General features: G+C 57.9%; 20 protein-coding genes and 1 tRNA gene. 6 read left to right on the top strand and 15 right to left on the bottom strand.

The features are described from left to right. Positions 1-36: 36 nt before the first annotated feature. Complete coding sequence (locus WAW39_RS10030) at positions 37-795, top strand: GntR family transcriptional regulator (protein ID WP_422318316.1); 759 nt, start codon at positions 37-39, stop codon at positions 793-795. 6 nt (positions 796-801) lie between these two features. Here the strand turns inward: WAW39_RS10030 and WAW39_RS10025 are convergent, their stop codons facing one another. Both WAW39_RS10025 and WAW39_RS10020 read right to left on the bottom strand, forming a co-directional pair. Continuing rightward, the gene (locus WAW39_RS10025; RefSeq protein ID WP_422318314.1) at positions 802-2,235 is read right to left on the bottom strand and encodes a PhoPQ-activated protein PqaA family protein; all 1,434 of its coding nucleotides are present in this window, start codon (positions 2,233-2,235) and stop codon (positions 802-804) included. 121 nt (positions 2,236-2,356) lie between these two features. Continuing rightward, on the bottom strand, positions 2,357-2,962 hold the full coding sequence (locus WAW39_RS10020; protein WP_422318312.1) for a peroxiredoxin: 606 nt from the start codon (positions 2,960-2,962) through the stop codon (positions 2,357-2,359). Positions 2,963-3,140: 178 nt separating this feature from the next. On the opposite strand from WAW39_RS10020, the gene WAW39_RS10015 reads away from it, so the two are divergent. Then, a complete protein-coding gene (locus WAW39_RS10015; RefSeq protein ID WP_422318310.1) occupies positions 3,141-4,505 on the top strand; it encodes a Gfo/Idh/MocA family oxidoreductase in 1,365 nt (454 codons plus the stop codon). A 13-nt stretch (positions 4,506-4,518) separates the two neighbouring features. After that, a complete protein-coding gene (locus tag WAW39_RS10010; RefSeq protein WP_422318308.1) occupies positions 4,519-5,385 on the top strand; it encodes a right-handed parallel beta-helix repeat-containing protein in 867 nt (288 codons plus the stop codon). Positions 5,386-5,406: 21 nt separating this feature from the next. On the opposite strand, the gene WAW39_RS10005 is transcribed toward WAW39_RS10010, so the two are convergent. From WAW39_RS10005 to WAW39_RS09995, 3 genes are all read right to left on the bottom strand, one after another. Continuing rightward, a complete protein-coding gene (locus tag WAW39_RS10005; RefSeq protein WP_422318306.1) occupies positions 5,407-6,282 on the bottom strand; it encodes a hypothetical protein in 876 nt (291 codons plus the stop codon). 44 nt (positions 6,283-6,326) lie between these two features. Next, entirely contained in the window at positions 6,327-7,763 is a 1,437-nt protein-coding gene (locus WAW39_RS10000; RefSeq protein WP_422318304.1) for a UTP--glucose-1-phosphate uridylyltransferase, read from the bottom strand. 84 nt (positions 7,764-7,847) lie between these two features. Continuing rightward, positions 7,848-8,609: a c-type cytochrome gene (locus WAW39_RS09995; protein WP_422318302.1), complete on the bottom strand. Its 762-nt coding sequence runs from the start codon at positions 8,607-8,609 to the stop codon at positions 7,848-7,850. A 138-nt stretch (positions 8,610-8,747) separates the two neighbouring features. Here WAW39_RS09995 and ilvD point away from each other — a divergent pair, with 138 nt between their 5' ends. Beyond that, on the top strand, positions 8,748-10,466 hold the full coding sequence (gene ilvD, locus WAW39_RS09990) for a dihydroxy-acid dehydratase (RefSeq protein ID WP_422318300.1): 1,719 nt from the start codon (positions 8,748-8,750) through the stop codon (positions 10,464-10,466). A 106-nt stretch (positions 10,467-10,572) separates the two neighbouring features. On the opposite strand, the gene WAW39_RS09985 is transcribed toward ilvD, so the two are convergent. The 5 genes from WAW39_RS09985 to WAW39_RS09965 all read right to left on the bottom strand — a co-directional run bounded on the left by WAW39_RS09985 (position 10,573) and on the right by WAW39_RS09965 (position 15,415). After that, complete coding sequence (locus WAW39_RS09985; RefSeq protein ID WP_422318298.1) at positions 10,573-11,133, bottom strand: polysaccharide biosynthesis/export family protein; 561 nt, start codon at positions 11,131-11,133, stop codon at positions 10,573-10,575. A gap of 21 nt (positions 11,134-11,154) precedes the next feature. Next, positions 11,155-13,353 carry a GumC family protein gene (locus WAW39_RS09980; RefSeq protein WP_422318296.1) on the bottom strand — a complete coding sequence of 733 codons (2,199 nt, stop codon included), beginning with the start codon at positions 13,351-13,353 and terminating at the stop codon, positions 11,155-11,157. Positions 13,354-13,470: 117 nt separating this feature from the next. Beyond that, positions 13,471-14,673, bottom strand: coding sequence for an outer membrane beta-barrel protein (locus tag WAW39_RS09975; RefSeq protein ID WP_422318294.1), 1,203 nt, complete (start codon positions 14,671-14,673; stop codon positions 13,471-13,473). A 56-nt stretch (positions 14,674-14,729) separates the two neighbouring features. Next, a complete protein-coding gene (locus WAW39_RS09970) occupies positions 14,730-15,308 on the bottom strand; it encodes a hypothetical protein (protein WP_422318292.1) in 579 nt (192 codons plus the stop codon). A gap of 36 nt (positions 15,309-15,344) precedes the next feature. Next, a tRNA-Gly gene (locus tag WAW39_RS09965) sits at positions 15,345-15,415 on the bottom strand. 265 nt (positions 15,416-15,680) lie between these two features. On the opposite strand from WAW39_RS09965, the gene WAW39_RS09960 reads away from it, so the two are divergent. Next, positions 15,681-17,012 carry a hypothetical protein gene (locus WAW39_RS09960; protein WP_422318290.1) on the top strand — a complete coding sequence of 444 codons (1,332 nt, stop codon included), beginning with the start codon at positions 15,681-15,683 and terminating at the stop codon, positions 17,010-17,012. A gap of 117 nt (positions 17,013-17,129) precedes the next feature. Here WAW39_RS09960 and WAW39_RS09955 read toward each other — a convergent pair whose 3' ends face one another. From WAW39_RS09955 to WAW39_RS09935, 5 genes are all read right to left on the bottom strand, one after another. After that, positions 17,130-17,660: a hypothetical protein gene (locus WAW39_RS09955; RefSeq protein WP_422318288.1), complete on the bottom strand. Its 531-nt coding sequence runs from the start codon at positions 17,658-17,660 to the stop codon at positions 17,130-17,132. Positions 17,661-17,713: 53 nt separating this feature from the next. Beyond that, the gene (locus tag WAW39_RS09950) at positions 17,714-18,202 is read right to left on the bottom strand and encodes an 8-oxo-dGTP diphosphatase (RefSeq protein WP_422318286.1); all 489 of its coding nucleotides are present in this window, start codon (positions 18,200-18,202) and stop codon (positions 17,714-17,716) included. A gap of 4 nt (positions 18,203-18,206) precedes the next feature. Beyond that, positions 18,207-19,073: a DUF502 domain-containing protein gene (locus WAW39_RS09945; protein WP_422318284.1), complete on the bottom strand. Its 867-nt coding sequence runs from the start codon at positions 19,071-19,073 to the stop codon at positions 18,207-18,209. A gap of 108 nt (positions 19,074-19,181) precedes the next feature. Next, entirely contained in the window at positions 19,182-20,294 is a 1,113-nt protein-coding gene (gene sucB, locus WAW39_RS09940; protein ID WP_422318282.1) for a dihydrolipoyllysine-residue succinyltransferase, read from the bottom strand. 36 nt (positions 20,295-20,330) lie between these two features. Continuing rightward, entirely contained in the window at positions 20,331-23,096 is a 2,766-nt protein-coding gene (locus WAW39_RS09935; protein WP_422318280.1) for a 2-oxoglutarate dehydrogenase E1 component, read from the bottom strand. Between the two features lie 217 nt (positions 23,097-23,313). On the opposite strand from WAW39_RS09935, the gene WAW39_RS09930 reads away from it, so the two are divergent. Then, positions 23,314-24,729, top strand: a complete 1,416-nt coding sequence (locus WAW39_RS09930; RefSeq protein WP_422318278.1) for a PLP-dependent aminotransferase family protein — start codon at positions 23,314-23,316, stop codon at positions 24,727-24,729. Positions 24,730-24,831 lie beyond the last annotated feature (102 nt).

Below are 24,831 nucleotides of genomic sequence, written 5' to 3'. Positions count from 1 at the left end.
CTTGTCAAAGCCCGATTTTTGCCCAATGTCTTTGTTGTGGCCCGGCCAGCATCCTTTCACGAACAACTGATCGAAAAACTGCGGAAACTCCTCCGCAGCCGCCAGTTCGTGCCGGGGGCCAAGTTTCTAACCGAGCGCGAAATCGCCGAACGCTTCGATACCAGCCGCCCCACGGCCAACAAGGCGCTCAGCAGTCTCGTTTCGACCGGCCTGCTGGAGTTCCGCCAGGGTGCGGGAACCTTCGTACGCGGAAGCGTGCTGGACTACGATTTGCAGCATCTCGTGAGCTTCACGGAAAAAGCCAAAGCCGCAGGGAAGAAGCCCGGCACCCAGCTCATCGCCCTGCAAAAAATCTCAGCCGCCGATGCGCCCGCAGCCGTGGCTCAAGCCCTGCACGCTTCTCCCGATGAACCACTGCTCTATCTTGAGCGTCTTCGCCTCGCAGACGAGCAACCCGTCATCTATGAGCGCAGGCACGTCATGGCACGCTTTTGCAACGGCATGACCAAAGCCGATGCCAAAGGCTCGCTCTACGGCTTCTGGACGACCAAGTGCCGCCTGACCATCTCCGGTGCAGACGAATCCATCCGCGCCGTAAACGCCTCAGCCGCCCAGGCCTCGGCGCTCGACATCCCGCCCAACACCGCATGCCTTCTGGTCGTCGCCACCGGCTTTCTCGAAGGCGGTGCCCCCCTCTGGTATGAAGAGACACTTTACCGCAGCGATGCGTACGAATTCCGCAATCAGCTCGGCGGCGTCTCAGGTCCCAAACCCGCGCAGGGCCGCATGCGCTGACGCATCTTACTCAAGCCGGAATTCAGGACTCGACACCATCAGCGTGGAACCGTTTTCCTCCTGCCTGTGCACGGTGATGACATCCAGTGTCTTCACGTCACCTTCGATGGAGACTTCCCCGCTGTAAGTATCTGCACCGGTCTTTTCCAGCGGCGCTGAAGACCACGCGTCGAACTCCATGGCGATGGAGTAATCGGGGTGGCGGTTCACAGACCACCAGACGGTGTTTTCCTGCGGCTCACTATGATCGGGAAAAACAACCTTCACCGCAAGACGCTTCGAGGCCTTGTCCCACTTCGTGGTAACCTGCGGCGGCGCCACCATGTGACGTGTCCCAAAGAAGTGATGAAGCGCAAAGGCACGGAGATTTTCATCCACTTCCGGCAGACCACCGACGGACTTCACAAAACCCGCCTCTTTAGCTCCGCCATGCTGTCCGCCAGGAACAATGTACACAGGCACTTGCGGGAAGAGGCGGCCCATCTCGACAAGACCGGGACTTACATTGTCATTGGAGCCCTGGTTGTAGAAAATTTCGGTGCCACGCTGTTTCAGTACATCGAGGTAGTTCGTCGTGCGGCAGGCCTCCCACGCGGCATTGCATGCCGTTTTCATCTCGGCATCACTCCACCCAGCATCACGCGCCATTTTCACCGTGATGCGTTCGTCCGAACGCGCCTTCTGCCGCACCAGCAATTTTTCACGTCCCACAGGGTCGGCCATCTTCGCGATGAATTCCTCGTTCATCTTCGTGATCTCCGGAGACAGCATTCCTTCCACATAGGGACCACCGGGGCTTTCAATTACCGGTGCCACCACAGGCATGATGGCGGTGACACGATCATCCGCAATGCCCGCCGCTGCGGTGGCCACCCCACGCTTGGAGCCCCCCGTTGCCAGCACCTTCTTCGGATGAAACACCTCCTTTTCCGCAATCGCAGCCGTGAGAGCGCGCATGTCGCTGATGCCCCAGATCCACGCGGGTGTGTAGCGCGTGTCCTTCGTCTGGATGAAATGCTCCTCCATCATCAGGTGAAGCTTTCCCACAGGCTCCATCGCATCGATCGGAACCATGCCGATGAAAACCAGGCCGACGCCCTGCTCTTTCAGCAGGCGCAGCTTCGCACCAGATGCAGCCGCAGGCTTCAATTGCAACCCCGTGTTCTCGATCAGCACATTGGTACAAACACCCGTCGCTGGCGCGAGGAAAGTCACTGGCAGCCGCACCTTCATCCCGGGCCACCATTCGCACACCGTGATCTCGACAATCTTCTGGCGAATCGCGGCGTCTTTGGGATTCGCATGCCAGTCTTCAATGACTTTCGTTTCCAGCGTCTTTGTGTCGCGGATGGATGCCATGTCAAACTTCCCAATCGTGATGTCAGCACGGACGGAAACGATGGAAAACAAAAAGGCGGAAAGCAGCGCGGCGAATTTCATGCCTCACTCAACGCATCTCGGCGCGCACTTCTGCCATACTTGATGTGCAAAGAAGCCTTGGAAATAAAACAGCCTTGCGGACAAGCATCCGCAAGACTGAGTGAAGAGTCAGATCGATCGATTAAGAAGCCATCGCCGCAGCCACATTGCCCACAAGGTCCTTGCCGGGCGTCAGCGTCTTGGAACCCGGAGTCCACTTGGCGGGGCAGGCTTCGCTCGGGTTCGCCATCAGGTGCACATTCGCTTCCATCTTGCGGACGAGTTCGCCTGCATCACGGCCCACGTTGTAGAAGTTCACCTCGGAGGTCACCAGCTTGCCCTCAGGATTGATGATGAAAGTGCCGCGCAGCGCCAGACCGGTGCCGCTGTCATACACGCCGAAGAGACGGCTCACGGCGCCGGTGGTGTCAGCGGCCAGCGTGTACTTCACGTTCTTCATCAGGCCTTCGGTATTGCGCCAGACCATGTGGGCAAACTTCGTGTCCGTGGAGACAGCAACAACACGGGCGCCGAGCTCAGCCAGCTTGTCCTGCTGATCCGCGAGATCCGCCAGTTCGGTGGGGCAGACGAAGGTGAAGTCAGCCGGGTAGAACACCAGGACAGTCCATTTGCCAGCTTTCTTGATGTCAGCGAGCGAGACCTTGCCAAAGTCACCAAGAGAAGGCTCGTAGGTTTCCATTTCGAAATCGGGAACGTTGGAGCCGACAGAGACGAGAGTTGTTTCCATGAGTATGCGAGTTTTAGGGGTAAAGGCGCTTCAAAAAAATGCCCGGGAGCCCGACTGTTGACGCGCAATCGTTCGCCGGTCAAACGCTAAGGCGGAAGAAGGCGATAGAAGCCTCACCGGTGAACAATGACCGTTGCAGTTCCATGCAATCTGAGTGGAGTTTTACCGTTAAGAAAAGATGCCTACTTCTCCCCGCCGCCAATTCCTCAAAACCGCCGCCCTCAGCGCACTCGCCGGTCCCAACATTCTGCGTGCCGCTGACTCGAAGCAGAAAATCCGTGTCGCCTGCGTCGGCGTCGGCCAGATGGGTGGCGGTGCCGTTCAGGCCTCACGCGACGAAGAGATCGTGGCCTTTTGCGATGTGGACTGGCGCGATCTCGGCGGCCGCAGCGCCTTTGAACAAGCCAAGAAGTATCCAAACGTCCCCAAGTTCACGGACTTCCGCGAGATGCTGGACAAAAAAGGCGGCGAGATCGATGCCGTCCTCATCTCCACTCCGGACCACACCCATTTCGCCGCCGCGATGGCCGCCATGGAGGCGAGGAAGCACGTCTTTGTGCAGAAGCCGCTGGCGCACAACATCTGGCAGGTGCGCACCCTGCAAAAGGCCGCGAAAAAATACGGCGTGCAGACCGTCATGGGGAATCAAGGCCACTGCTGGGAAGGCATCCGCCTGGTGAAGGAATGGTTCGAAGCAGGCGTGCTTGGTGAGGTGCGCGAAGTCCACTGCTGGACCGAGCGCCCTGTGAGCAAGGTCGGCTTTTTGCCGAAGTTCCCAACGCAGATCCCCGCTGGCGAACCCGTGCCGAAAGAGGTGGACTGGAAGCTATGGCAAGGACCGGTGGCCGAGGCTGAATACAACTCCCAATACCTGCCTCAATTCTGGCGCGGCTGGTGGAACTACGGCTGCGGCGGCCTCGGCGATATCGGCTGCCATTGCCTCGATGCACCCTTCTGGACACTGCAGCTCGGCATGCCCGAAAAAGTCGAAGTCGTCGAGCAGCAGGCCGGCGAATTCAAAGGCTACACGGCGCCGAAGTCACACATCATCTTCCACTTCGCCGCGCGCGGTTCACTCCCACCCGTCCAGATTCATTGGTATGAAGGCGGCCTTCTTCCTGAAGCCCTGCCAGGCATGGCGAAAGGCCTGCCGGACAACGGCATGATCATGAAAGGCAGCAAGGAAACGCTCTTCTCTGAAGGCATGCGAGTGCAAAGCCCGCAGCTCTGGCCCCGTGAGCGCATGACGCCCATCATCGACATCCTGCGCCGCAAGCCGCTCCCTCGTTCCGTCGCTGGCGAACCCATCGGCGAGCTCTTCGCCGCCATTCGCGGCACCATCCCGCATGCAGGTTCCCACTTCGACTACGCCTGCCCGCTGACCGAGCTTGTGAACACTGGCGTCATGGCCATCCGCTCTGGCAAAACCATCGAATGGGACGCTGCAAACATGAAGGTCAAAGGTGCGCCTGAATTCGATGCCTGGATCAAGGAGCCCGTCCGCGAAGGCTGGAGCTATGGTGAAGACCTGTGGAAGGCTTAAAGAGCAAAGACCCATGCACCGACTTGCCCTCTTTCTGCTGCTCGCCTTCACAACGCACGCCCAGGAAATCCGCCGCACGCCACTCACACTCAAAGATGGCGGCACTCCCGAAAAGCCCGCTGTCTTTGATGGCAAGGGCATGATCATTGATCTCGGAATCGATGTAACCTCACACGATTGGGAAAAGCAGGGTGATGTGTGGACCTCACGCGGCCCCTTCGACAAACATCCCGCAGTGGATGATGTCCAGCGCGCCGCGCTCTTCATCGAGGAAGTGCCCATGAGCATCACTCGTGACCGCGCCGCCGAGCAAAAAAGCGGAGAAAAAGGCAAGGTCATCTTCATGGCGCCCGAAGCGCTGCAGCCCGGCCAGATAGGATTTAAATCCGATGGCTCCCTCTATTTCCGCTGGCCTGCCGGCAAGACGCCCGGCTCAGCCAAAATCTACCTGCCACCCGCCGGACTCGCGAGCTGTGTGAACATCGCCTGCTCCTACCTCACGGTGAAAAACATCACCGCGCTGCATGCCGCCAACGATGGCTTCAACATCCACGGCAACCGCCTCGGCATCCGCTTGGAAAACGTGAAAGCCTTTTCCAATGGCGACGAAGGCATCAGCGCCCATGAAACCGTGCAGATGGACGTCGTGAATTCTGAGATCGCCTGGAACGGTTCCTCCGCCGGTGGCGTCGCCGATGTGAATGACTGCACCACGACCTACACCCACTGCGAAGTCCATCACAACCTCGGCGCAGGGTTCTTCTTCGAGGGGAAATCCCACCGCGTCACCCACTGCCTCATCCATGATCAGTCAAAGGACATTGAAGTCCGCGATAACACCCAGTTGGAGCAATCAGACAACGAGTGGCGGAAACAGTGAAGTGGGCTGGGAGCCTCTCCATCAAAGCCTCAGCTTCTTCACCAGCGTCGCTTCCTTCTCAGCATCACTCATCGGCTTCCAGTCGACTTTGCACTTCGGCAGCGCAGCCTTGATCGCCTCCACATCGGCGGCCGAGATGTCCACGGTCTCGATCTTCAGTTTCGCCAGCTTCGGCAGCGCCTGAAGCTGCGGAATAATCTTCGCACTCAATCGCGCCTCGGTGAGTTCCAGCGACTCCAGCGTCTTAATCTGCGCAATCATTGCCATCGTCGATTCATCAAAACTCACCGGCGAATCCTTGCCCCACTCCGGCAGCCGCTGCCCCATGCGCAGCGCAGTCAGATTCGTCAGCTTCACCAGATTCGCATTCCCTGCCTGCGTCTGCGCCGTGTGCCAGGTACGGAACTCCTTGATCTGCGTAAGCTGGCCAATGGCCTCCATCGCCACATCACCCGCCGTCGATCCCGCAAACGTCAGCCTCTCCAGCTTCGGCAATGCCTTGAGACTCACGAGCCCGCTGCCCGTGAAATCCTTCGAACGAAAAGCCGGATGGAAAAACGCGAGTGACTTGAGCTTCTGAAACGCCGCAAAGTGCTTGTAACCCGCGTCAGTCAGCAAAATGCCATCCGTGCTGAGCTGCTCCAGTTCCACCAGTCCCGTCAGCAGCGCCAGCATGTCATCCGTGATAGTCTTCCCGCTGATCGTGAGATTTTTGATCGTCGTAAAACTCCCCAGCGTGCGGAAATCCGCCTCGGTGAAGGCATCACACTTCACCTGCACCTGCGTGACGACACCCGCCGTCTCTGTGACCTTTGCCCCCAGCTTTTGAAGTGACGCGACATCAGCGGCCCGCAGGCAGCCACACAGTGCAGACAGCAATACAACAAAGAGTTTCATGAGAAGCACGAAACGTCAGAGATCATGAGTTTCTGGCCCGCAATTCACCCGATGCTGATCGGTCCTTCATGCACCCCCGCCTTCAGCTTCACTGCGGCATGCGTGTGATTGTGAATCACCGCATCCCCCTTGAAGACAACACCCGCGCCGCATTCCACCGGCCCGTGCACCAGCAGGCTGCGGCAGTGCAGCAGGCTCGGCGTATGCGGAAAGTTATGCTCCAGTCCGTCCACCAGCTTGCACAGCTTTTGATCCAGATGCAGGTGCGGCGGCTGGCCATTGCGGCTGGGGTGCAGCCTCAGGCAGAAGTCCTCCGTGAGCTCATACGCATCCGAGCGCACCGCCAGCAGATCACTCGTCGTCTTCACCGGTGCAAACCGCACCCGTGAAACTTCAATCGCACCCGCTCCCGCAAAGCACTCGATGGCCGCTCCCATCGCCGTCTCCAACTGCACCACCGCAGACGAAGTCGCATCGCGCGGGTCCACCGTCTTCTTGTTCATGATTGGCGGCAGCGGGATCAGCCCGTCATTCGCCTGCAGCGCAGACTTCAGCGCCTGAAGATCAATCCACAGGTTGTTCGTGTTGAAATAACGATGCTGGTCAATGTTTTGAAAGTGCCCCTCGTCGGCCTTTGGACACTGCGCCGACTCCCGCAGCAGGAAGCGCCCGTCGCTCAAGCGCACCGCCAGATGTCCGCCCTTCTTGTCCGATTCCGTACGGCGCGTCACTTCCATCGCAAACGGCATGCCGCTCTCTACAAACCAAGCGAGGATCGCCGGGTCCAGCGTCGCCCCCAGGTTGTCCGAGTTCGACACAAAAGCATACCTCACACCATTGCTGAGCAGGCGCTCCAGCCAGCCCGATCCGGCAAGGCATGCATAGATGTCCCCATGCCCCGGCGGGCACCATTCCTGATCCGGACTGCCCGGTGCAGTCGCAGGCTCCAGCGAGCTCGCCAGCACCTTCGGCACCTTGTTCTGCATCAGCTCCCACGTTTCGGTCCCGCCCAGTTGTGGGAAGCGTTTCGCCAGATGCCCGGCCGTATCTGCCGACGTGCTAAAGCTGTTCATCAGCATGAACATCGGCACCTCGCCTCCCGTCTGGGAGCGCAGCAGCAAAATCTGCCGCGCGATCAAATCGAGAAACGTGTCCTCCCCGCGCACCGGCAGCAGCGACTTCGCCTTCTCCAGCCCCATGCCCGTGCCGAGCCCCCCGTTCAGCTTGATGATCACCGTCTGCTTGAGCAATGCCGCCGCACGCTCCGCCGCCGGAGCCGTCAGCGCATCCGCACAGGGCAGATCCCGCGCCGGTGAAATCGTGTCCTCAGGAATCATCCCCGTCTCCCCCGCCAGCAGCGCCGCATAGCTGCCGCGAAACGCACGAATGGCAGACTCACTCAGCCCTTCAGCCTCCATTTTCTGACGAAAAGGGGCAAAGGACGTTTCAATGTTCTCAGGAGTACGGGAGGTTTGGCTCATGCTGCCTCAAGGCTAAAGTTAACCATCAGCCGAGGCAAACAATCATTCATAAGACATCACGCAGTCTGTCCATAAATGCCCCTCTCACAGTACTGGCACCGATGGCAGCCGCACGCTCAAAATGTAAGCAATGATGTCCCAGCGCTGCGCTTCAGTCAGTGTCGCCTCAAAGCTCACCATCGGCGTCCCGTTCAATCCCGTGGCCAGCACACGAAACAGATCTGCCGGGGTATCACCGCATCTTAAATGCGGCTGCCGCAGGTCGGCCGGAGCCGCTTGGATGCCCCAGATGTCCTTCAAAGCGATGGCCGCAGGCCCCTTGCCATCCGCCTTCTCGCCATGGCAGGCCATGCAGTTCGCCGCAAAGAGCTTCTTCCCCGCCTCCTCATGCGTCTTGATCACATCCCCAGCCTTGAACCACTCCGGCTGCGCCGGAAACTTCATCGCAGGCGCATGGTTCTCCGCCTTCTTCCACCGGCGCGAAAACGATTTCAGGTAAACGATCACCGCATCCAGGTCCTCGGCAGGCAGATAGGTAAACGCCCCCATCGCCGTCCCGCTCAGCCCATGCGTGATGGTCCGGCGCAGATCCTCATCCGTCGGCAGCATGCCATACGGTGTGGACCGAAATTTAAACATCCCCTCCCGAAACGACCTCGGTTTCGGTTTCAGCGTTGGGCTCAGCTCCCCGTTCCCATCCCCCCTCTGCCCATGGCACACGATGCAGTTGCGCTCATACACATACTTCCCTTCCATGTAGAGGTTGAAGTCCAGCGGCGCGGCCTGATCTGCCGCAGTCAGCGCGGCTGCCAGGGCCAGGAAAATAAAGGTGCATCGGCAATACAAGTTCACACCGTTCTTATCGCTCTTTGAACGCCGGAAACCACGCCGTAATTGCCAAAGCCTGCGCCAGAACTGCCGCAAAGCTGCTTGCGTGCGGGGAGGCGTCTGCCATTTTGCTCATTTCCAATCCATCCCCTGACCATGCCCAAGAAAGCCTCCGCCGCCAAGACCGACCTCCACCGCAAACACAGCGCCATCGTTGTCGATGGGGTGGACCGCGCCGCCAGCCGCGCCATGCTGCACGCCGTCGGCTTCAAGCGCGAAGACTTCAAAAAATCCCAGATCGGCATCGCCTCCCTGTGGAGCATGGTCACTCCGTGCAACATGCACATCGACCGCTTGGCCAGAGAGTCCGCCAAAGGCGTGGATGCAGCCGGTGGCAAGAGCATCATCTTCAACACCATCACCATCTCGGATGGCATCTCCATGGGCACCGAAGGGATGAAATACTCCCTCGTCTCCCGTGAAGTCATCGCCGACTCCATCGAGACCGTCGTCGGCTGCGAAGGCATGGACGGCTTCGTCGCCATTGGCGGTTGCGACAAAAACATGCCCGGCTGCCTCATGGCCATGGCGCGCCTGAACCGCCCCAGCGTCTTTGTTTACGGCGGCACCATCCTCCCCGGCTGCGTCGGCCCTGAAAAGAAGGACGCGGACATCGTCACCGTTTTCGAAGCCGTCGGCAAGCATGCCAACTGCCTCATCAATGACAAGGAGCTCATCGACATCGAAGAGCACGCCATCCCCGGCGAAGGCAGCTGCGGCGGCATGTACACCGCCAACACCATGGCCAGCGCCATCGAGGCCCTCGGCATGAGCCTTCCGAACTCCGGCGCTCAGTCCGCCGTCGGCAATGAAAAGCTCATCGACTGCTTCGACGCCGGCGCCGCCGTCATGAACATGATCAAGAAGGGCATCACCCCCCGCGACATCATGACGAAGGAGGCCTTCGAAAACGCCATCACCCTCATCATCACCCTCGGCGGCAGCACCAATGCCGTCCTCCACCTCATCGCCATGGCCCACAGCGCCGGCGTGAAGCTGGGCATCGAGGACTTCGTCCGCATCGGCAAGAAGACCCCCGTGCTCGCCGACCTCAAGCCCAGCGGCAAATACTTCATGAACGACCTCGTCAAGATCGGCGGCACCGTCCCGCTCATCCGCATCTTGGTCAACGAAGGCCTCATGCACGGCGACTGCCTCACCGTCACCGGCAAGACCATGAAGGAGAACATGAAGAACTCCAAAATCTTCTGGCCCAAGGATCAGAAGATCGTCAGCCCGCTGAGCAATCCGCTCAAGAAGGACAGCCACCTCGTCATCTTCAAAGGCAACCTCTGCCCCGAAGGCGCTGTCGGCAAAATCTCCGGCAAGGAAGGCCTCAAGTTCGAAGGCAAGGCCATCGTGTTCGAGTCCGAAGAGACCGCGCTGCAGGCCATCCTCAATGACAAGGTCAAGAAAGGCCACGTCATCGTCGTCCGCATGGAAGGCCCGAAAGGCGGCCCCGGCATGCGCGAGATGCTCTCTCCGACCTCCGCCATCATGGGCAAAGGCCTCGGCAAAGACGTTGCCTTCATCACCGACGGTCGCTTCAGCGGCGGCAGCCACGGCTTCGTCGTCGGCCACGTCACGCCCGAAGCTTTCGTCGGCGGCCCGATCGCCGTCATCAAAAACGGCGACCCCATCACCATCGACGCCGAAAAACGTGCCATCACCCTCGGCATTCCCGCCACGGAGCTTAAGGCACGCCTCGCCAAATGGAAGCAGCCTAAGCCCCGCTACACCCACGGCGTCCTCGCCAAGTACGCCAAGCTCACCAGCAACGCCAGCCAGGGCGCTGTGACCGATCTCGGGCTCTAATAGATTAGCGTCCGTTGTAGAAGGGGATCATCTTGATCCCCTTTGGGGACTGGTGGAACGCGGAGGGATCAAATCGATCCCTCCCCACCAAACGACCTTCGCTTCCTCAATCCGGCACAATGATCTGATCATCAGGCTGGAGCTTGATGTCGCGGGAAGGATCGTTGCTGATGTCCTTGAGGTTGATCTCGGTGGTCACTCCGTTGCGGATCAGCTTCGTCCTGCTGGGCTTGGCAAAGGGTGAAAAGCCACCCGCTGCGGAGATGGCTTTCAGAATGGTCATGCTGGAATTGTAAGGCACCGTTCCGTTGCCCTTGATGCCGCCGACGACGTAGATCATCTGGGCGGTGGTGGCGCTGTCATTGGTGGTCACCGTCACCGTCGGCCGGGTGTAAATCTCACGCGCAATGTAGGTCTGCTCGATCATGCGTTGCAGAGTGGAGGGCTTGAGGCCGGCGGCGCGCACCTCTCCAATGTGGAGAAGATTGATCGTACCGTTGTCGCTGATCGTGTACACCTTGCTGATCTGCGGCACTTCATTGTCAGGGATGCCCCCGATGGAGATCGTGACGCGGTTGTTCGGGTGCAGGGCGATTTCACCGTTCTGGGCCTGCGCTGTGACCAGCGCGCAGACAGCGAAGAGGCAGGAGAGAATGCGTGTTTTCATGCAGTGCGTGTTGAAGTGAAATTAAAAGACATCGTCACCATCCAGCCGCGAAACTGACTGGGAGCCACCCAGTACGGTGGCGGTGGTTTCGGCTTTGATCTTGCGACGGCGGGACTTGCCTCCCGAGCCGCCGTTGGGCGAGTTCGTCGGCGAGTAGTACGTGTAGTAACTGGTGTAATATTGGTACTGCGCATCGCTGCGCAGATCCACGTTGTTGAGGACCACCCCCACCACCTTGCCTCCGACATTTTCCACGCCCTGCTTAACGCGCATCAGCATGTGGCGCGGCAGTTTGCGGTGCTGCACCACGATCATTGTCATGTCCGCCAGGTTGGCAAGAACCGACGCGTCGCTGACACCAAGGATAGGCGGAGAGTCGATCAAGACGAGATCAAAGCGACTTTTGACTTCGGTGATCAGATCCACCATGCGCTGGGAATTGAGCAATCCCGCGCTGTCCGCTGGCAGCAGGCCGCTGGGAAGGAAGAACAGATTTTCCACCGGCGTGCGCAGCACCACATCTTCCAGCCGGATGTCGGTGGTGAGGTAATTGGTCAGTCCCGTGGCATGGCTCACGTCGAAATGCGTGTGCAGACTCGGACGGCGCAAATCAGCGTCAATGAGCAGCACATTGTAGCCACCCTGCGCGCAGACATAGGCAAGATTCACCATCGTGGTGGATTTCCCCTCCCCTGCCCCGCCGCTCACCACACTGAGGCAGTTGGCGTCAGGCGTTTTGCGGTTGAATTCGATGTTCGTGCGCAGAATGCGGTACGCTTCGGCATCTGGATTGAAACCGCTGGAGCGGTGCAGCACTCCCACATCCTTGGGCACCACCGCCAAAACGGGCACACCGAGGTAGCGCTCCACGTCATCCAGGTTCTTCACCGTCGTGTCCATGTATTCCAGGAAGAAGGCGAGACCCAGACCAAACATGAGCCCCAGCACACCGCCCAGCGCAAGGTGCAGCGGCACGTTGGGCTTGGCAGGCTTTCCTTCCGGCTCTGCTTCCGAATAAATCGTGGCGGGAGATTTCACGAGCTCGATGCCCGCTTTTTCCTCGAAGAAGCGTGAGCGCATTTTCACCAGCAGATCTTCCAGATAGGTCACCTCGTCCTTGGCCGTCTTGTACTCGGTGTAAAGAGACGACATGTTCTGCAGCTCCTGCTTGGCGTCGTCGTTGTAAAGCTTGAGGGATTCCCGCTTCTTCCTTGCAGCATCAAGCCGGTTTTGCAGGCCCGCCACATGCGCTTTGGCTTCTCCTTGAATGAGCTTTTGGTACTCAGCCATCTGGCTGTCCACACTCAGCACCTGCGGATGCAGACGCCCACGCCCTTCATTCATCAGGCCTTCACGCGAAACCTTGAGGTCCTGCAGCTTCGACGTGATGGCGATGATGTTTTGATTTTCCAGTTTCAGTCCAGACGCCTGGTCAATGAGTTGCTCGGGAGTCAGCTTGCTCACCTGATCGATCTCTGACTGCAGCGTTAAAATTTCCTGATCGGCGATCATGAGGGCCTGCTCACGTGAGATGACCATGGAGTCTTTTTCACTGCGCATCTCACCGCCGGGATTCAGCGAGCTGCCACCGCCGACGATCCAGTCGCCCACAATGCCAGCCTTGCGCCGGGCCTCCTGAGCACGCACCTGCGCCTGCCCACGAAGAGACTCCTGCTCCGAAATTTGCTGCTGCAGCACGTCGAGGGCCTTCTGCTTCTTGCCGCTCTCAATGTTGTTGCGCTGATCCATGTAGCTCTTGGCCACTTCATTGGCGATGGCGGCCGCGAGCTGGGAATCCTGGTCGTAATAATCAATGGTGACAAAATCTGAGCGCAGCATCGATTGCGTGTCCAGATTGGAGCGCAGTTTGGCCAATGCCGCCTGGCGGCTCGGCAGCTCCCACTTTTTGGTGAGCTCCAGTTTTTCGATCACCGGATAAAGCGTGGTGGGCTTCGTGATCGTCTCAAACTGAGTCTTGATGTACTCCTGCGTGAAGGCGAGGCCGTCACTGCGGTTGCGGTCAAACACATTGATGTCCTGCGTGATGCGCTCAATGGTCATTTCGACATGCCCGCGATACTTGCGCGGCATGATGTAGGTGAGCACTGCTGCCGCCGCGAAGATCAGAATGAACGAAAGCGAGATGAGCCCAAAGCGATTCTTGACCACCTGCCAGGTGTCCATCGCATGCTTTTGCAGTTCGGTGCCTGACTCGTTCATGACTGCTCGGGTTTGATTATTCGGAGAGGTTAAGAAAGCGGTCTTGAAATGCCGCCAGCGGGAGATTCGTGATGTCCGAATCTGCCCGCCGGCGGATTGCTGTTTTGGCTGTTGGGACTAAAAGGTGGCCGTCGCTCCGAGGGAGACTTGATTGCGATTGAATTCAACCAGAGCGTTGTTCGACAACTGCGTGGAGAATGAGTAGTTGGCGTTCAGATTGACGTTATCCATCAGCTGATAGCCAATGCCCGTGTTGAGGAAAACCGAGTCCTGCGTCTGATCCGGAGTGGTTCCCCCAGAGAGCTCTGAGTGCGCATAGCTCGCCCCGCCATTGACGCTGAAACGCTTGGTGACTTGATGGTTCAGCTGCACGCCGGTGTTCACCCCATAGCTGCTTCTGTAGCTGCCCAGCAGCGCGCCGTTGAAACCCAGCATCGTAAACCAGCGCAGTTGCGTCTGCTTAGCCACCGCATAGTTGAGCGCAGCTTCAGCATAGGGCTTCGTTTGTCTCCCACGGCCGTTTTCGTAAAGTTCCGCACCAGCCCGCACTGAAGTGGACATGTTCTCGCTCCATGCATGGTCGACTCCAGCCAGGGCGAAATGTGAATGGTAGTTTTGGAAGCCGCTCTTGGGGTAGTCCGTCAGGCGGTAGCGGTACTCTGCCGTCAGACTGGTCCGCTGCGCAATTTTATAGGCAAATTGCTGGGCAAGCAAATGCGAGTAACGGTCCTGAGAAGTGGCTACCGTAGAGTCCTCGTAGGCGATGCCGTCGAACGTGTAGGACGTTGTGGTGGAGAACCGCGGCGTCCAGGCATAGCTCACATTGAAATTGTTGTAGCCGTACAAAAACTGCCCGTTCCACAGGGCGCTTGTGGCACCGTAGCCAAACGCACTGTTGGGATTCGTCCCGTAAGTGAGGTAGAAGTTGTTGCTCATCTTCAGGCGTTCCGAAAACTGGTGCTCAAAATTGAAGGTCGCCCTGCCATTGTAAAAGGTGCTGCCGTAAACCGGCACTCCGTTCACGTATTCAAGAACGCTGCCTTCAAGACTGAAACTGTAGGGTGTGGTCTGGTCCGCATGGGTGTAAGATGTCCCTGCACCCGCCTGCATGTACCACGAATCAATGTTGCTCAACGAGGCCGAAGGCACCTTGTACTTGAGCACGTCATAGCCGGTGTTGCCGGTGATTGAAAACGTGAGCGGCTCCTCGGTGCTGAAATCGGCCGAATAATTTTGGATCCCGACCAACCCCTGCGCACGCAATGCCGCTGGGCTGAGTGCAGCGACTGCCAGGATGAGCATTGCCAGTTTAATACGCATGGGTTGTGGGAACAGTTCGAATGATCAATGTGGCTGCATATTGCCTTGCAAAATGATCAAGGTATTGCGTTCGAAGGCGAAACTGGATTGGTCGTCGTCCGGGGGGGCAGCGGACCTGACACAGGCGGCATGAGGAAAACTCCACGAACGGGCCCCATCGAGATTGAGGGCTCAGGTGAATCCAAAGTTTTAGGTTCAGGTGAATCTAAGACCGGGTTTTTCCCCGGGTTCTTTTCAAAGACCGGGTTTTTTCCAGAGACCGCAATCGGACGTTCTGCAGCAACTGTGACAGCTTTTAAACCAGGGAACAAGGATGTAGCCGCCTCGTTTATCGCCACTTCCATTTTGGGTGCCACGCTGACACCAGTTTGAGCAATCTGTCCTGCAAGCGTTTCATCTGCTTTGGAAGCCGTAATCGCTATTTTCACAATATCACCCGCACATCCTTCATTGATGACCAGAGCATCTTCCAGAATCATCAGCACCTTGGATGGATCTTTTTCAACCGCAGTTTTAACATCATTGCAGATGTCGGCACAATTATTTGCAGACTGTGCCATTGCATTGAGCGAAAATGCCACGCTCAGGATGATGACCAATTTCTTGGAGTTGGGTATCAAAAGGAATGCTTTCATGACGAGTTGTTTATTTGGGGTTTCCCCCATTTTCAGAGCGGGTAGTGGGAATCGAACCCACATGGCCAGCGTGGAAGGCTGGAACTTTACCACTAAGCTATACCCGCAATAAGAACTCTACATTCACACACAATCAACATCACGCAATCTATAATTTTAGAAATTATGGAAATGATTAAAATATAGATTTGTCGATAACCGCTGATTGCTTTATTAAACTAACACCGAAGTGCACAACGGCAATCGTATTATTGTCATGCACGGCACTTTTTGCACTTCCAATGGCGCATTTTAGAACCACCTTTTACTATCTGAGCGTCATCCATTTCGACATCCAAAGTTTCTGACCAATATTTTTTGAAAAATTTACTCATGAAATCTCTGCGATCAGGCCTCTCTGCTGGCATTGCCTTGCTTGTTTTTGATTTCTGCGAGTGCTCCGCACAAGGGCCGGAATCACCAGAAAAGCAAAATGGGAAATCAGGTGCTTCATTCGACTACGAAGCCGAATTGAAATCGATCCTAAAGGTTGACGATTTCGAAGAACGACACATTTTTCTTGCCCTGCTTTCTAAGAAATTGGGCGCCTCGGATCCCGAAAAAGCCTGGAATTTGATGGGGCAATTAGCCTTTCTGCCTGATCGTCTGTTATTTTTGGGTCCCTTCATGAAAGTCTGGGGCAGGAACAATCCCGCGGAAGCCTTGAATCATACCAGAGAATTGCCTGATGGTGAAGTGCGCATGCTCGCCACGAACAAGGCCTTGGAGGGCTGGGCCGCCAAAGCACCCTTGGCAGCGCTCCAATGGGCGTCTGAAAATCTCTCGAATGGTTATCGGAGAACCGCTTACGCTCAAATTGGCGAAGTTTGGGGAAAAACAGAACCTTCCCTTGCCATCAACTGGGGCATGAAGCTTTCGAATGAAATCGAGCGTGTTTTTTATGTTGTTGAAGTTCTCGAAAATTGGACCGAACTCCGACCGATGGATGCCGCTCACTGGGCTGCAGCTCTGCCCCTTGGAAAATTCCACGATCTGATGGTTTCCAAAGTGGTCAAAATATGGGTGCAGCACTATCCAGAGATGACTTCAGACTGGCTGGTGGCAGCACCCGAACACCACTGGCTGCTTCCAAGTGCTATCTCAAAGTGGGCAGATTTTGACCGCACTGCCGCCGCCAGCTGGGTATCACAGTTAGCAGACCGTCAGCTTTCCAGCTTGTGCAAAGCTGCCATTGCCACTGAATGGGCAGAATATAATTCTGCTGCTGCATACACTTGGGCAGAGGCCAATTTGGAAGGCGAATCTTTTTCAAATAGCCGCAAATTAATCCTTGGAAATTGGGCAACCGCTTACCCCCTTGAAGCTTTGAAATGGACTCAGACTTTGACGTCCAAAGACAGCCAGGCAGCCGCCTTGGAAATCATTCTCGAAAATTGGGCACTGGCTGACTTCTCAGCCTGTCAATCCTGGGTAAAGCAGCAACAAGGCGGTTTGGAAAAGAATATTGGACTCAGCAAACTTGCTAATGTCTTGACAGATTCGGACCCCGAGGCCGCCGCTGAGCTGGCTTCCTCTATCAGTGATTTGGCACTTCAAAAGATGTGCCTCACTCAAGTACTCGAAACTTGGAAAGTCAGCAGCAAGGAAAAATCAAAAATCTGGATTCAACAGCATCCGCGCATTTTAAAACTATTGGATCAATAGCCAAAACTAACCCCTTGGCTGAAGTCTGTTGCTAAATTTTTGCACTAGCTGTTGCCTTGGTGTGAAACCTTGCAAGGCATAGTGGGTGCCGCGCCACACTTTGCGGTAAACATCAAATTATGGATATGTGTGGCGATGGTATAGTGATTTGTAAATCCGATCTAAATCAGTCATTCTGCTTGTTAGAATAAGATATGTTCTTCGCTGTGCTTCCAGAAGACTGAAGGATCCAAGATCAATCTGGCTTAACTTGTCAGAATGACTTATGATGCTGCGATCCCCAATCACATCAAGAAAACTAGGCTGATGTATTCGGTTCGATTTATCAAGGAACTGTTCGGCAAACCTGCCTCCGAGTTTGATCAAGGCCATCCCTTTCCCCGCGCCGCCCCCCGTTAAGCTCGTTTGCCCCTTCCAAAAGGTTCCCACTCCGTATTTGGACATCTGGAAAACCTTGGCACTAACCGCAAGAAATCCGCAAGATTTTGCAACCGTAACGTGCCCAGCTTCATGAATTGAAACAAATGACAGCGTTCCCAAGGGGGCCTCAAACAAAATAATTTCTGACGCTGCTAAATTTGCGCGTCCTAATAGCACAGCAGCGATAAGAATAATTCTGAAACGACTGTAGACCAAGGTGATGATCACAATTGTTATATATAGCGCGCCAAAACACCACTAATTAATTGCGTTAACCCATATCACAGCCACTTCACTTCGTGCGACAGCATGGTGTCGTCATCAAAGGTGAACCGCCCCATGAAACGTCGGCGTTCGATCAAGGTCTGCGCCAGCCAGTGAATGTCATCCGCCCACATTTCATCAAAGGGCAGCGCATCCAGCGAGGTCCACAGCGGCACCGCCTCGGGCGTTTCCACCGCCTCCCCTTCATGCTGCGTGGCCACATACACATCGACGTGCATGCACAGACCATCCACGAACCGGAACCAAAGCTCACCGTGATGCACCGGATTCAGCGCGGTCACTCCAAGTTCCTCCTGCGTTTCACGCACCGCGCATTGCAGCGAGGTTTCACCAGGATCCATTTTGCCTCCGGGCCCGTTGATCTTGCCGGCACCCAGGCCACGCTTTTTACGAATGAGCAAAACTTCGCGCTTTGCCTCATCGATGACGAACATCAGTGTCGCACGAACGCCCGGCTCCCAAGTTTTCCAGTCGGTGATCACCATGGACTCAGCGTTTCTTCCATGGCAGGGCACGCAGCCAGCGTTTTCCACTCTTGATGTCCATGGATTGCGCCAGGATCTCCGTGTCTCCCGCATCAAAATCCTCCGCACGCGGCAGGCCGGCAGGCAGCTCGAACTCAGGTTCAGGCACCGGCAGCTGCTCAGGCAGGGGGGCCGCCGGTGGTTTTTGATTCAGCGGTGCCACGGCATTCAGCGGCGAAACCAGTCCGCCGGAAATGATCATCTTCATCGCCTCTTCGATCGTGATCGGCGCATCCGTGATCTTCTCGGAATCCACCACCAGCAGAATGCCCGTCATCGGACTCGGCGCCGTGGGCAGCAGGACGCAGGTCATCGCCTTTCCTGTCTGCGGATCACAATACTGTCCGGTGGCAAAACCGATCATGCGCATGCCGGGGACCGGATAGTCAATGTACACGACCCGCTTGAAATTCTGCTTCGTGCCGCCCAGGCTGCGAAAGGCGTCGATCACCTGCTTGAGCGGCCGGTAGATCACCGCCACCAGCGGAATGCGCAGCAGCAGCTTGTCCACGGCGGTGACAATGTGAACGCCGATCACGTTGGTGGCCATGAAGCCAAGACCCAGAATGGCCAGCACCGAAAACAGGAAACCAATAAAATTGGTGAGGCTTTCCAGCTTCGGGTCCTCAATGTTCAGGATCGGCTCGTCACTGAACTCATTGACGAGGCTCACCGCCTGCCCCAGCACCGGCTTGCTCCACGCGTGCAGCAGGTCATAGACAAAGGACAAAATCCAGAATGTGATGATCAGCGGCAGCGCCAGCGCCAGCCCCGCCAGAAACTTGTTCCGCAACCACACGCCCCAGCCTTTCGGCGCAGGCGCTTCGGTCATCGGAATCGTACTGGGGGTCTCAAATGCCATTTAAAACAGCTTCACTGTGAAGATGAGAACGTATGGCAGCAGCTTTGTTCAGCAATAATATCTGCACTCGTGCAGATATTACGCGCCCACCAGCATTCTGGCCGGGTTTTCGATGCAATCCTTGATGCGAATCAAGAACGACACGGCTTCCTTGCCATCCACCACACGGTGGTCGTAGCTGAGCGCGAGGTACATCATCGGGCGGATCACCACCTGGCCATCGACCGCCACCGGGCGCTGCTGGATGCTGTGCATGCCCAGAATCGCGCTCTGCGGAGGATTGATGATCGGGGTGCTGAGCAGGGACCCGTAAACACCGCCGTTGGAAATGGTGAAAACACCGCCGGTCAGATCGCTGACCTGGATCTTGCCTTCCTTGGCCTTGGCTGCGTAGCCGAGAATGTCTTTTTCAAGGTCCGCAAAACTCTTCTGGTCCGCGTCACGCAGCACCGGCACGATCAGGCCGCGCTCCGTACCCACGGCCACGCCGATGTCAAAAAAGTGCTGCTGCACGATTTCTTCTCCTTCAACTCGCACATTGACCTGCGGCACCGCCTTGAGGGCCTCCACCACCGCCTTGATGAAGAAGCTCATGAAGCCGAGCTTCACGCCGTTCTTCGCCACAAAGGCGTCCTGCAGCTTCGAACGCAGCGCCATCACATTGCTCATGTCACATTCATTGAACGTGGTGAGAATGGCGGCCGTGCGCTGCGCACTGACGAGCTGATCCGCAATCTTCTTGCGGAGCGGGCTCATCTTCTTGCGCGTGACACGCCCTTCCGGTGCAGCCTTGGCCACTGGCGCAGGCGCGGGTTCAGGCTTCGGCACCACTTTGAATTCCGTAACGTTCGCAGGCTTTTCCGGCTCGGCCTTGGCGGCAGGCGCAGGCGAAGGAGCAGCGGCGGCTGGGGCTGGGGCTGGCTTCGGAGCTTCGGCCTTCGCAGCAGGAGCGGTCGCATTTTCGTCGATCTGGCCCACCACGCCACCCACCTCGACATCTTCACCGGCTTGCTTGCTGATGTGCAGGGCACCACTGCTTTCAGCGGTGACTTCAGCGGCAACCTTGTCGGTCTCGAGCGTGAGCAGGACGTCGCCAGTCTTGACGAGGTCACCTTCTTTGAAGTGCCATTTGGCGATCTGACCACCGGCGACGGATTCGCCGAGTGCGGGTATTTTAATGTCTGAGGGCATGACGGGGTAGTGGTAGAAAATCTAAGTCTGGACGAATCACACGCTGAATGCCGACTCGACCAGGTTTTCCTGTTCGAGGGTGTGAATGGCTTTGGAACCGGCGGCGGGGCTGGAACTGCGCTCCCGGCCGGAGTAGCGCAGCTTGTGGTTGGAAAGCTCTTCGAGGCGCGGACGGATGTAATAGAAGGCGCCCATGTTGCGCGGCTCCTCCTGGCACCAGATCCACTTCTTCTGCGCACGCGGATATTTCGCGACGATCTCCTTCAGCATCTCGTAGTTCAGCGGGTAAAGCTGCTCGATGCGGATGATGGCGGCGTTTTTGATCTTGTGCTCCTCGCGGAATGCCAGCAGGTCATAATAGACCTTGCCGCTGCATAGAATGAGACGCGTGATGCGCTCCGGCGCGGCCAGCAGATTCTCGTCGTCCAGCACTTCCTTGAAGGTCGTGCCCTCAGCCATGTCACTCAGCTTGGACACGCACTTCGGATGCCGCAGCAGACTCTTCGGCGTCATCACGATCAGCGGCTTGCGCGTGCTGCGCTTGATCTGGCGGCGCAGCGCATGGAAGTACTGCCCGGGAGTGGTGAAGTTGCACACCTGCATGTTGCCACCGGCGCAGAGTTGCAGGAAGCGCTCAAGCCTTGCGCTGGAGTGTTCCGGCCCCTGGCCTTCGTAACCATGCGGCAGGAGCAGCGTGATGTGGCTCGGGCGCTGCCATTTGCTTTCCGCGCTCGCGATGAACTGGTCGATGATGACCTGCGCACCGTTCACGAAGTCGCCAAACTGCGCCTCCCAGCACACCAGCAGGTTGCTGGTCAGCAGCGAGTAGCCGTAATCAAAACCAAGCACAGCAGCTTCCGACAGGAGGCTGTTATACACACAGTAACGACCCTGTTCCGCAGCCAGATTGTTCAGCGGAATATGGCGCTCCCGGGTCTGGGAATCATAAAACACACTGTGACGCTGGCTGAAAGTGCCGCGTCGCACATCCTGCCCGCTCAGGCGCACACCGTGGCCTTCCGTGAGCAGCGTGCCAAAAGCCAATGACTCAGCATAGGCCCAGTCAATGCCTTCACCCGCCTCGATGGCCTTCCTGCGCGCCGCAAGGAAGCGTTTCGCAATCGTCGGATGCAGGTTGAACTCCTCCGGCACTTCGAGCAGGCGCTCGCCGATCTTTGTCAGCGTCGTCAGCTCCACCCCTGTTTTCACCGGATTGTAATCATAGGCAGGCTGCGGCATCGCCATGCTGCCTTCAAAGGGATTGCCGCCTTCGGCGTTCTTGTCACGATCCGCCAGGGTCGTGATGCCCTGCTCCAGTTCGTCATCCAGCTCGCGCTGCAGCGCGGCGGCGCCGGCTTCATCCAGCACTCCGGTGGCTGCCAGATCCAGGCGGAACAGCGTCGCCGTGGACGGATGCTCGGCAATCGCACGCGCCATGTTCGGCTGCGTAAATCCGGGCTCGTCGGTTTCGTTGTGGCCGTAACGACGATAGCACACAATGTCCACGATCACGTCACGACCAAAGGTCTGACGGAATTCAAACGCGAGTCTCGTCGCATTCATCACTTCCAGCGGGCAGTCCCCGTTCACATGGAACACGGGCGCTTCGATCATTTTCGCCACGTCCGTACAATAGTCGGAGCTGCGGGCATCTTCCGGCATCGTGGTGAAACCAATCTGGTTGTTCACGATGATGTGCACCGTTCCGCCGGTGCGATAGCCCGGCAGCTGGGAAAGATTCAGCACTTCGGCCACAAGACCCTGGCCGGCAAAGGCCGCATCACCATGGATGAGCACGGGGATCACCTTTTTGCGGTCCTTGGTGTCATTCAGCGCACGCTGGCGCGCACGCGCCATGCCTTCGACCACAGGGTCCACGGCTTCCAGATGGCTCGGATTCGGCGCAAGCATCACCCCGACCGAATCACCGCTGCTGGTCTGCCTCACCGTTTCAAAGCCCAGATGGTACTTCACGTCACCATCCCCGGAAACCATGTTCGGCACATAGTTCTCGCTGAACTCATAGAAGAGATACTCCAGCGGCTTGCGCAGGAAATTGGCCAGCACGCTGAGGCGTCCGCGATGGGCCATGCCCAGAATGATTTCTTTGCCGCCGGCGGCTGGCAGAGCTTCGAGAAGGGTCTCCAGTGCCACCAGCATCGATTCGCCGCCCTCGACGGAGAAACGCTTCTGCCCCACGAAACGACGGTGTAGGAAGCGCTCGAACGATTCAGCCTCCAGCAGCCAGCGCAGCGCGTTGATCTGATCCTGGGCCGCCGGCTTGGCATCCAGATTACGGCCTTCAATCCGGTCCAGCAGCCATGCACGCACCTCAGGGTGGTGAATGTGCATGAACTCAAAGCCCGTCTTGCCGCAATAATTGCGCTGCAGTTCCGCCAGCATCGTTTTCAGCTTCATCGGCTGCCCGTTGCGGAACAGGTGCGTCTGCACATCCTCCTCCAGCTCGTCCGCCGTGAATCCCAGGCCCGCCAGCGTCAGCCCGGGCACTTCAGGTCCTTCCTTGTCCAGCGGATCCAGGTGCGCGGCGGTGTGGCCCAGCGCACGGAAGCTCTGCAGCGCGTTCGAAACTCGCATGCGGAAATTGAGAGTCTTCTCTGAAAGCGGAGCCGCATCACCACCGGCCGTTTCCGTGCCTTTCGTGGGGAGACGGGCCATGCCCAGTTCGAAACCTTCAAAAAACGATGACCAAAGTGGTTCGACGGAACCAGCATCTTTTTTCCAGTCCGCGTATTTGGACTCGAGGAAATCCGCGTTTGCGCGGTACGGCAATGTAGCACTCATGAGGGGGGATGAGCAGAATGCTCCCATTCGTTACGAGTGCAAATGCGGAAAGGCACATTTCCAGCCATTTTTGCGGGTAGTCCCCCATCCCCTGCTCAGGCTATCCGTTTTTTTTTGCACATGTCGGACAATCGAACTCGCTCCTCCACCATTCCATCCCCCTCAAAAACAATCGCCAACCACGGCAAACAATCGCAAACTTCCCTCTGCCCATCCCATGCCCCCGCCGCCGCTCTACAAACACCTCGCCGATACCGTGGCCAAAATGATCCACGACGGCGTCCTGCGGCCCGGCGAGCGCACCCCCTCCCTCCGTGCCATCTGCGATCAGCACGGCGTCAGCATGAGCACCGCCGTCCAGGCCTTCGTCGAGCTCGAATCCGCCGGCCTCGTCGAGCCCAGGCACAAGTCCGGCTTCTTCGTCAAAGCCCCGCCCCAGGCCCTCTTCGATCTCCCCGGCCCGCCCCGCGTCCCCATGTCCGGCAGCCTTGGCAACCGCCACGCCAGCCTCTTTGACGCCGTCGCCTCCTCCAATCTGCTCGCCCTCGGCGGTGCCGTCCCCAGCCCGGACATCCTTCCCACCATCAAACTCAACCGCATCCTCGCCGAAAAAGCCCGCCACGCCGGTGCCCGCGGCGTCATGTACGACCTCCCCCCCGGCTCCGAGCTCCTCCGCCGCCAGATCAGTAAACGCATGCTCAAAGGCGGTGCCGTCGTTGCCCCCGCAGACATCATCACCACCTGCGGCGCCACCGAGGCCCTCATGCTCTGCCTCCGCGCCGTCACCAAACCGGGGGACGTCGTTGCTGTCGAGACCCCCACCTACTTCGGCATCCTCCACGTCCTCGAGGCCCTCTCCCTCCGCGCTCTCGAAATCCCCACCGACTCCCATCACGGTCTGCGGCTCGATGTTTTCGAGCGCGTCTTGAAAACCCAGCCCGTCCACGCCTGCATCGCCCTGCCCGCCTGCAGCAACCCCCTCGGCGCCGCCATGCCGGACGAAACCAAGCAGCGCCTCGTCGCCCTCCTCAAACAGCACGACATCCCCCTCATCGAAGACGACGTCTTTGGCGAGCTCCCCTTCGGCCCCAAACACGCCCGCACCTGCAAGTCCTACGACGACTCCGGCCTCGTCCTCTACTGCAGTTCCTTCTCCAAGACCCTCGCCCCCGGCTACCGCGTCGGCTGGGTCGTCCCCGGCCGCTATTACCATGCCGTCCGCATGGCCAAGCTCACCCACACCCTCGCTACCGCCACCCTGCCCGAGCTCGCCATCGCCGGCTTTCTCGCAGAGGGCGGCTACGACCACTGGCTCCGCAGCGTCCGCACCATCTATAAAGAGAACGTCACCCGCATGCGCCGCGCCATCCTGGAGGAATTCCCCGCAGGCACCACCGTCACCTCCCCTCAGGGCGGTTTCCTCCTCTGGGTCACCCTGCCCCCGCAGGTCGATGCCATCGACCTCTACGACCGCGCCCTCGCCAAAGGCATCAGCATCGCCCCCGGCCACCTCTTCTCCCCCGAGCCCCGCTACACCCACTGCATCCGCATCTCCTGCGGTCACCCTTGGTCCCCCCGCCTCGCCGCCGCCATCCACACCCTCGGCACCCTCGCCAAACGCCAGGTTCAATAGGTGAATCCCCACCAATGTATTTCACTAGGGCCGGGCATCTCCAACACCGCAAACCTCCGGCAACAACCGTAAACCATCGTCAACTCTCCCTCTGTACCGCCC

Source organism: Prosthecobacter sp. (genome assembly GCF_049294395.1).
GTDB lineage: Bacteria > Verrucomicrobiota > Verrucomicrobiia > Verrucomicrobiales > Verrucomicrobiaceae > Prosthecobacter.
Note: the sequence above shows the minus strand (reverse complement) of the source record. Positions and strands in the feature narration are given on the sequence as shown.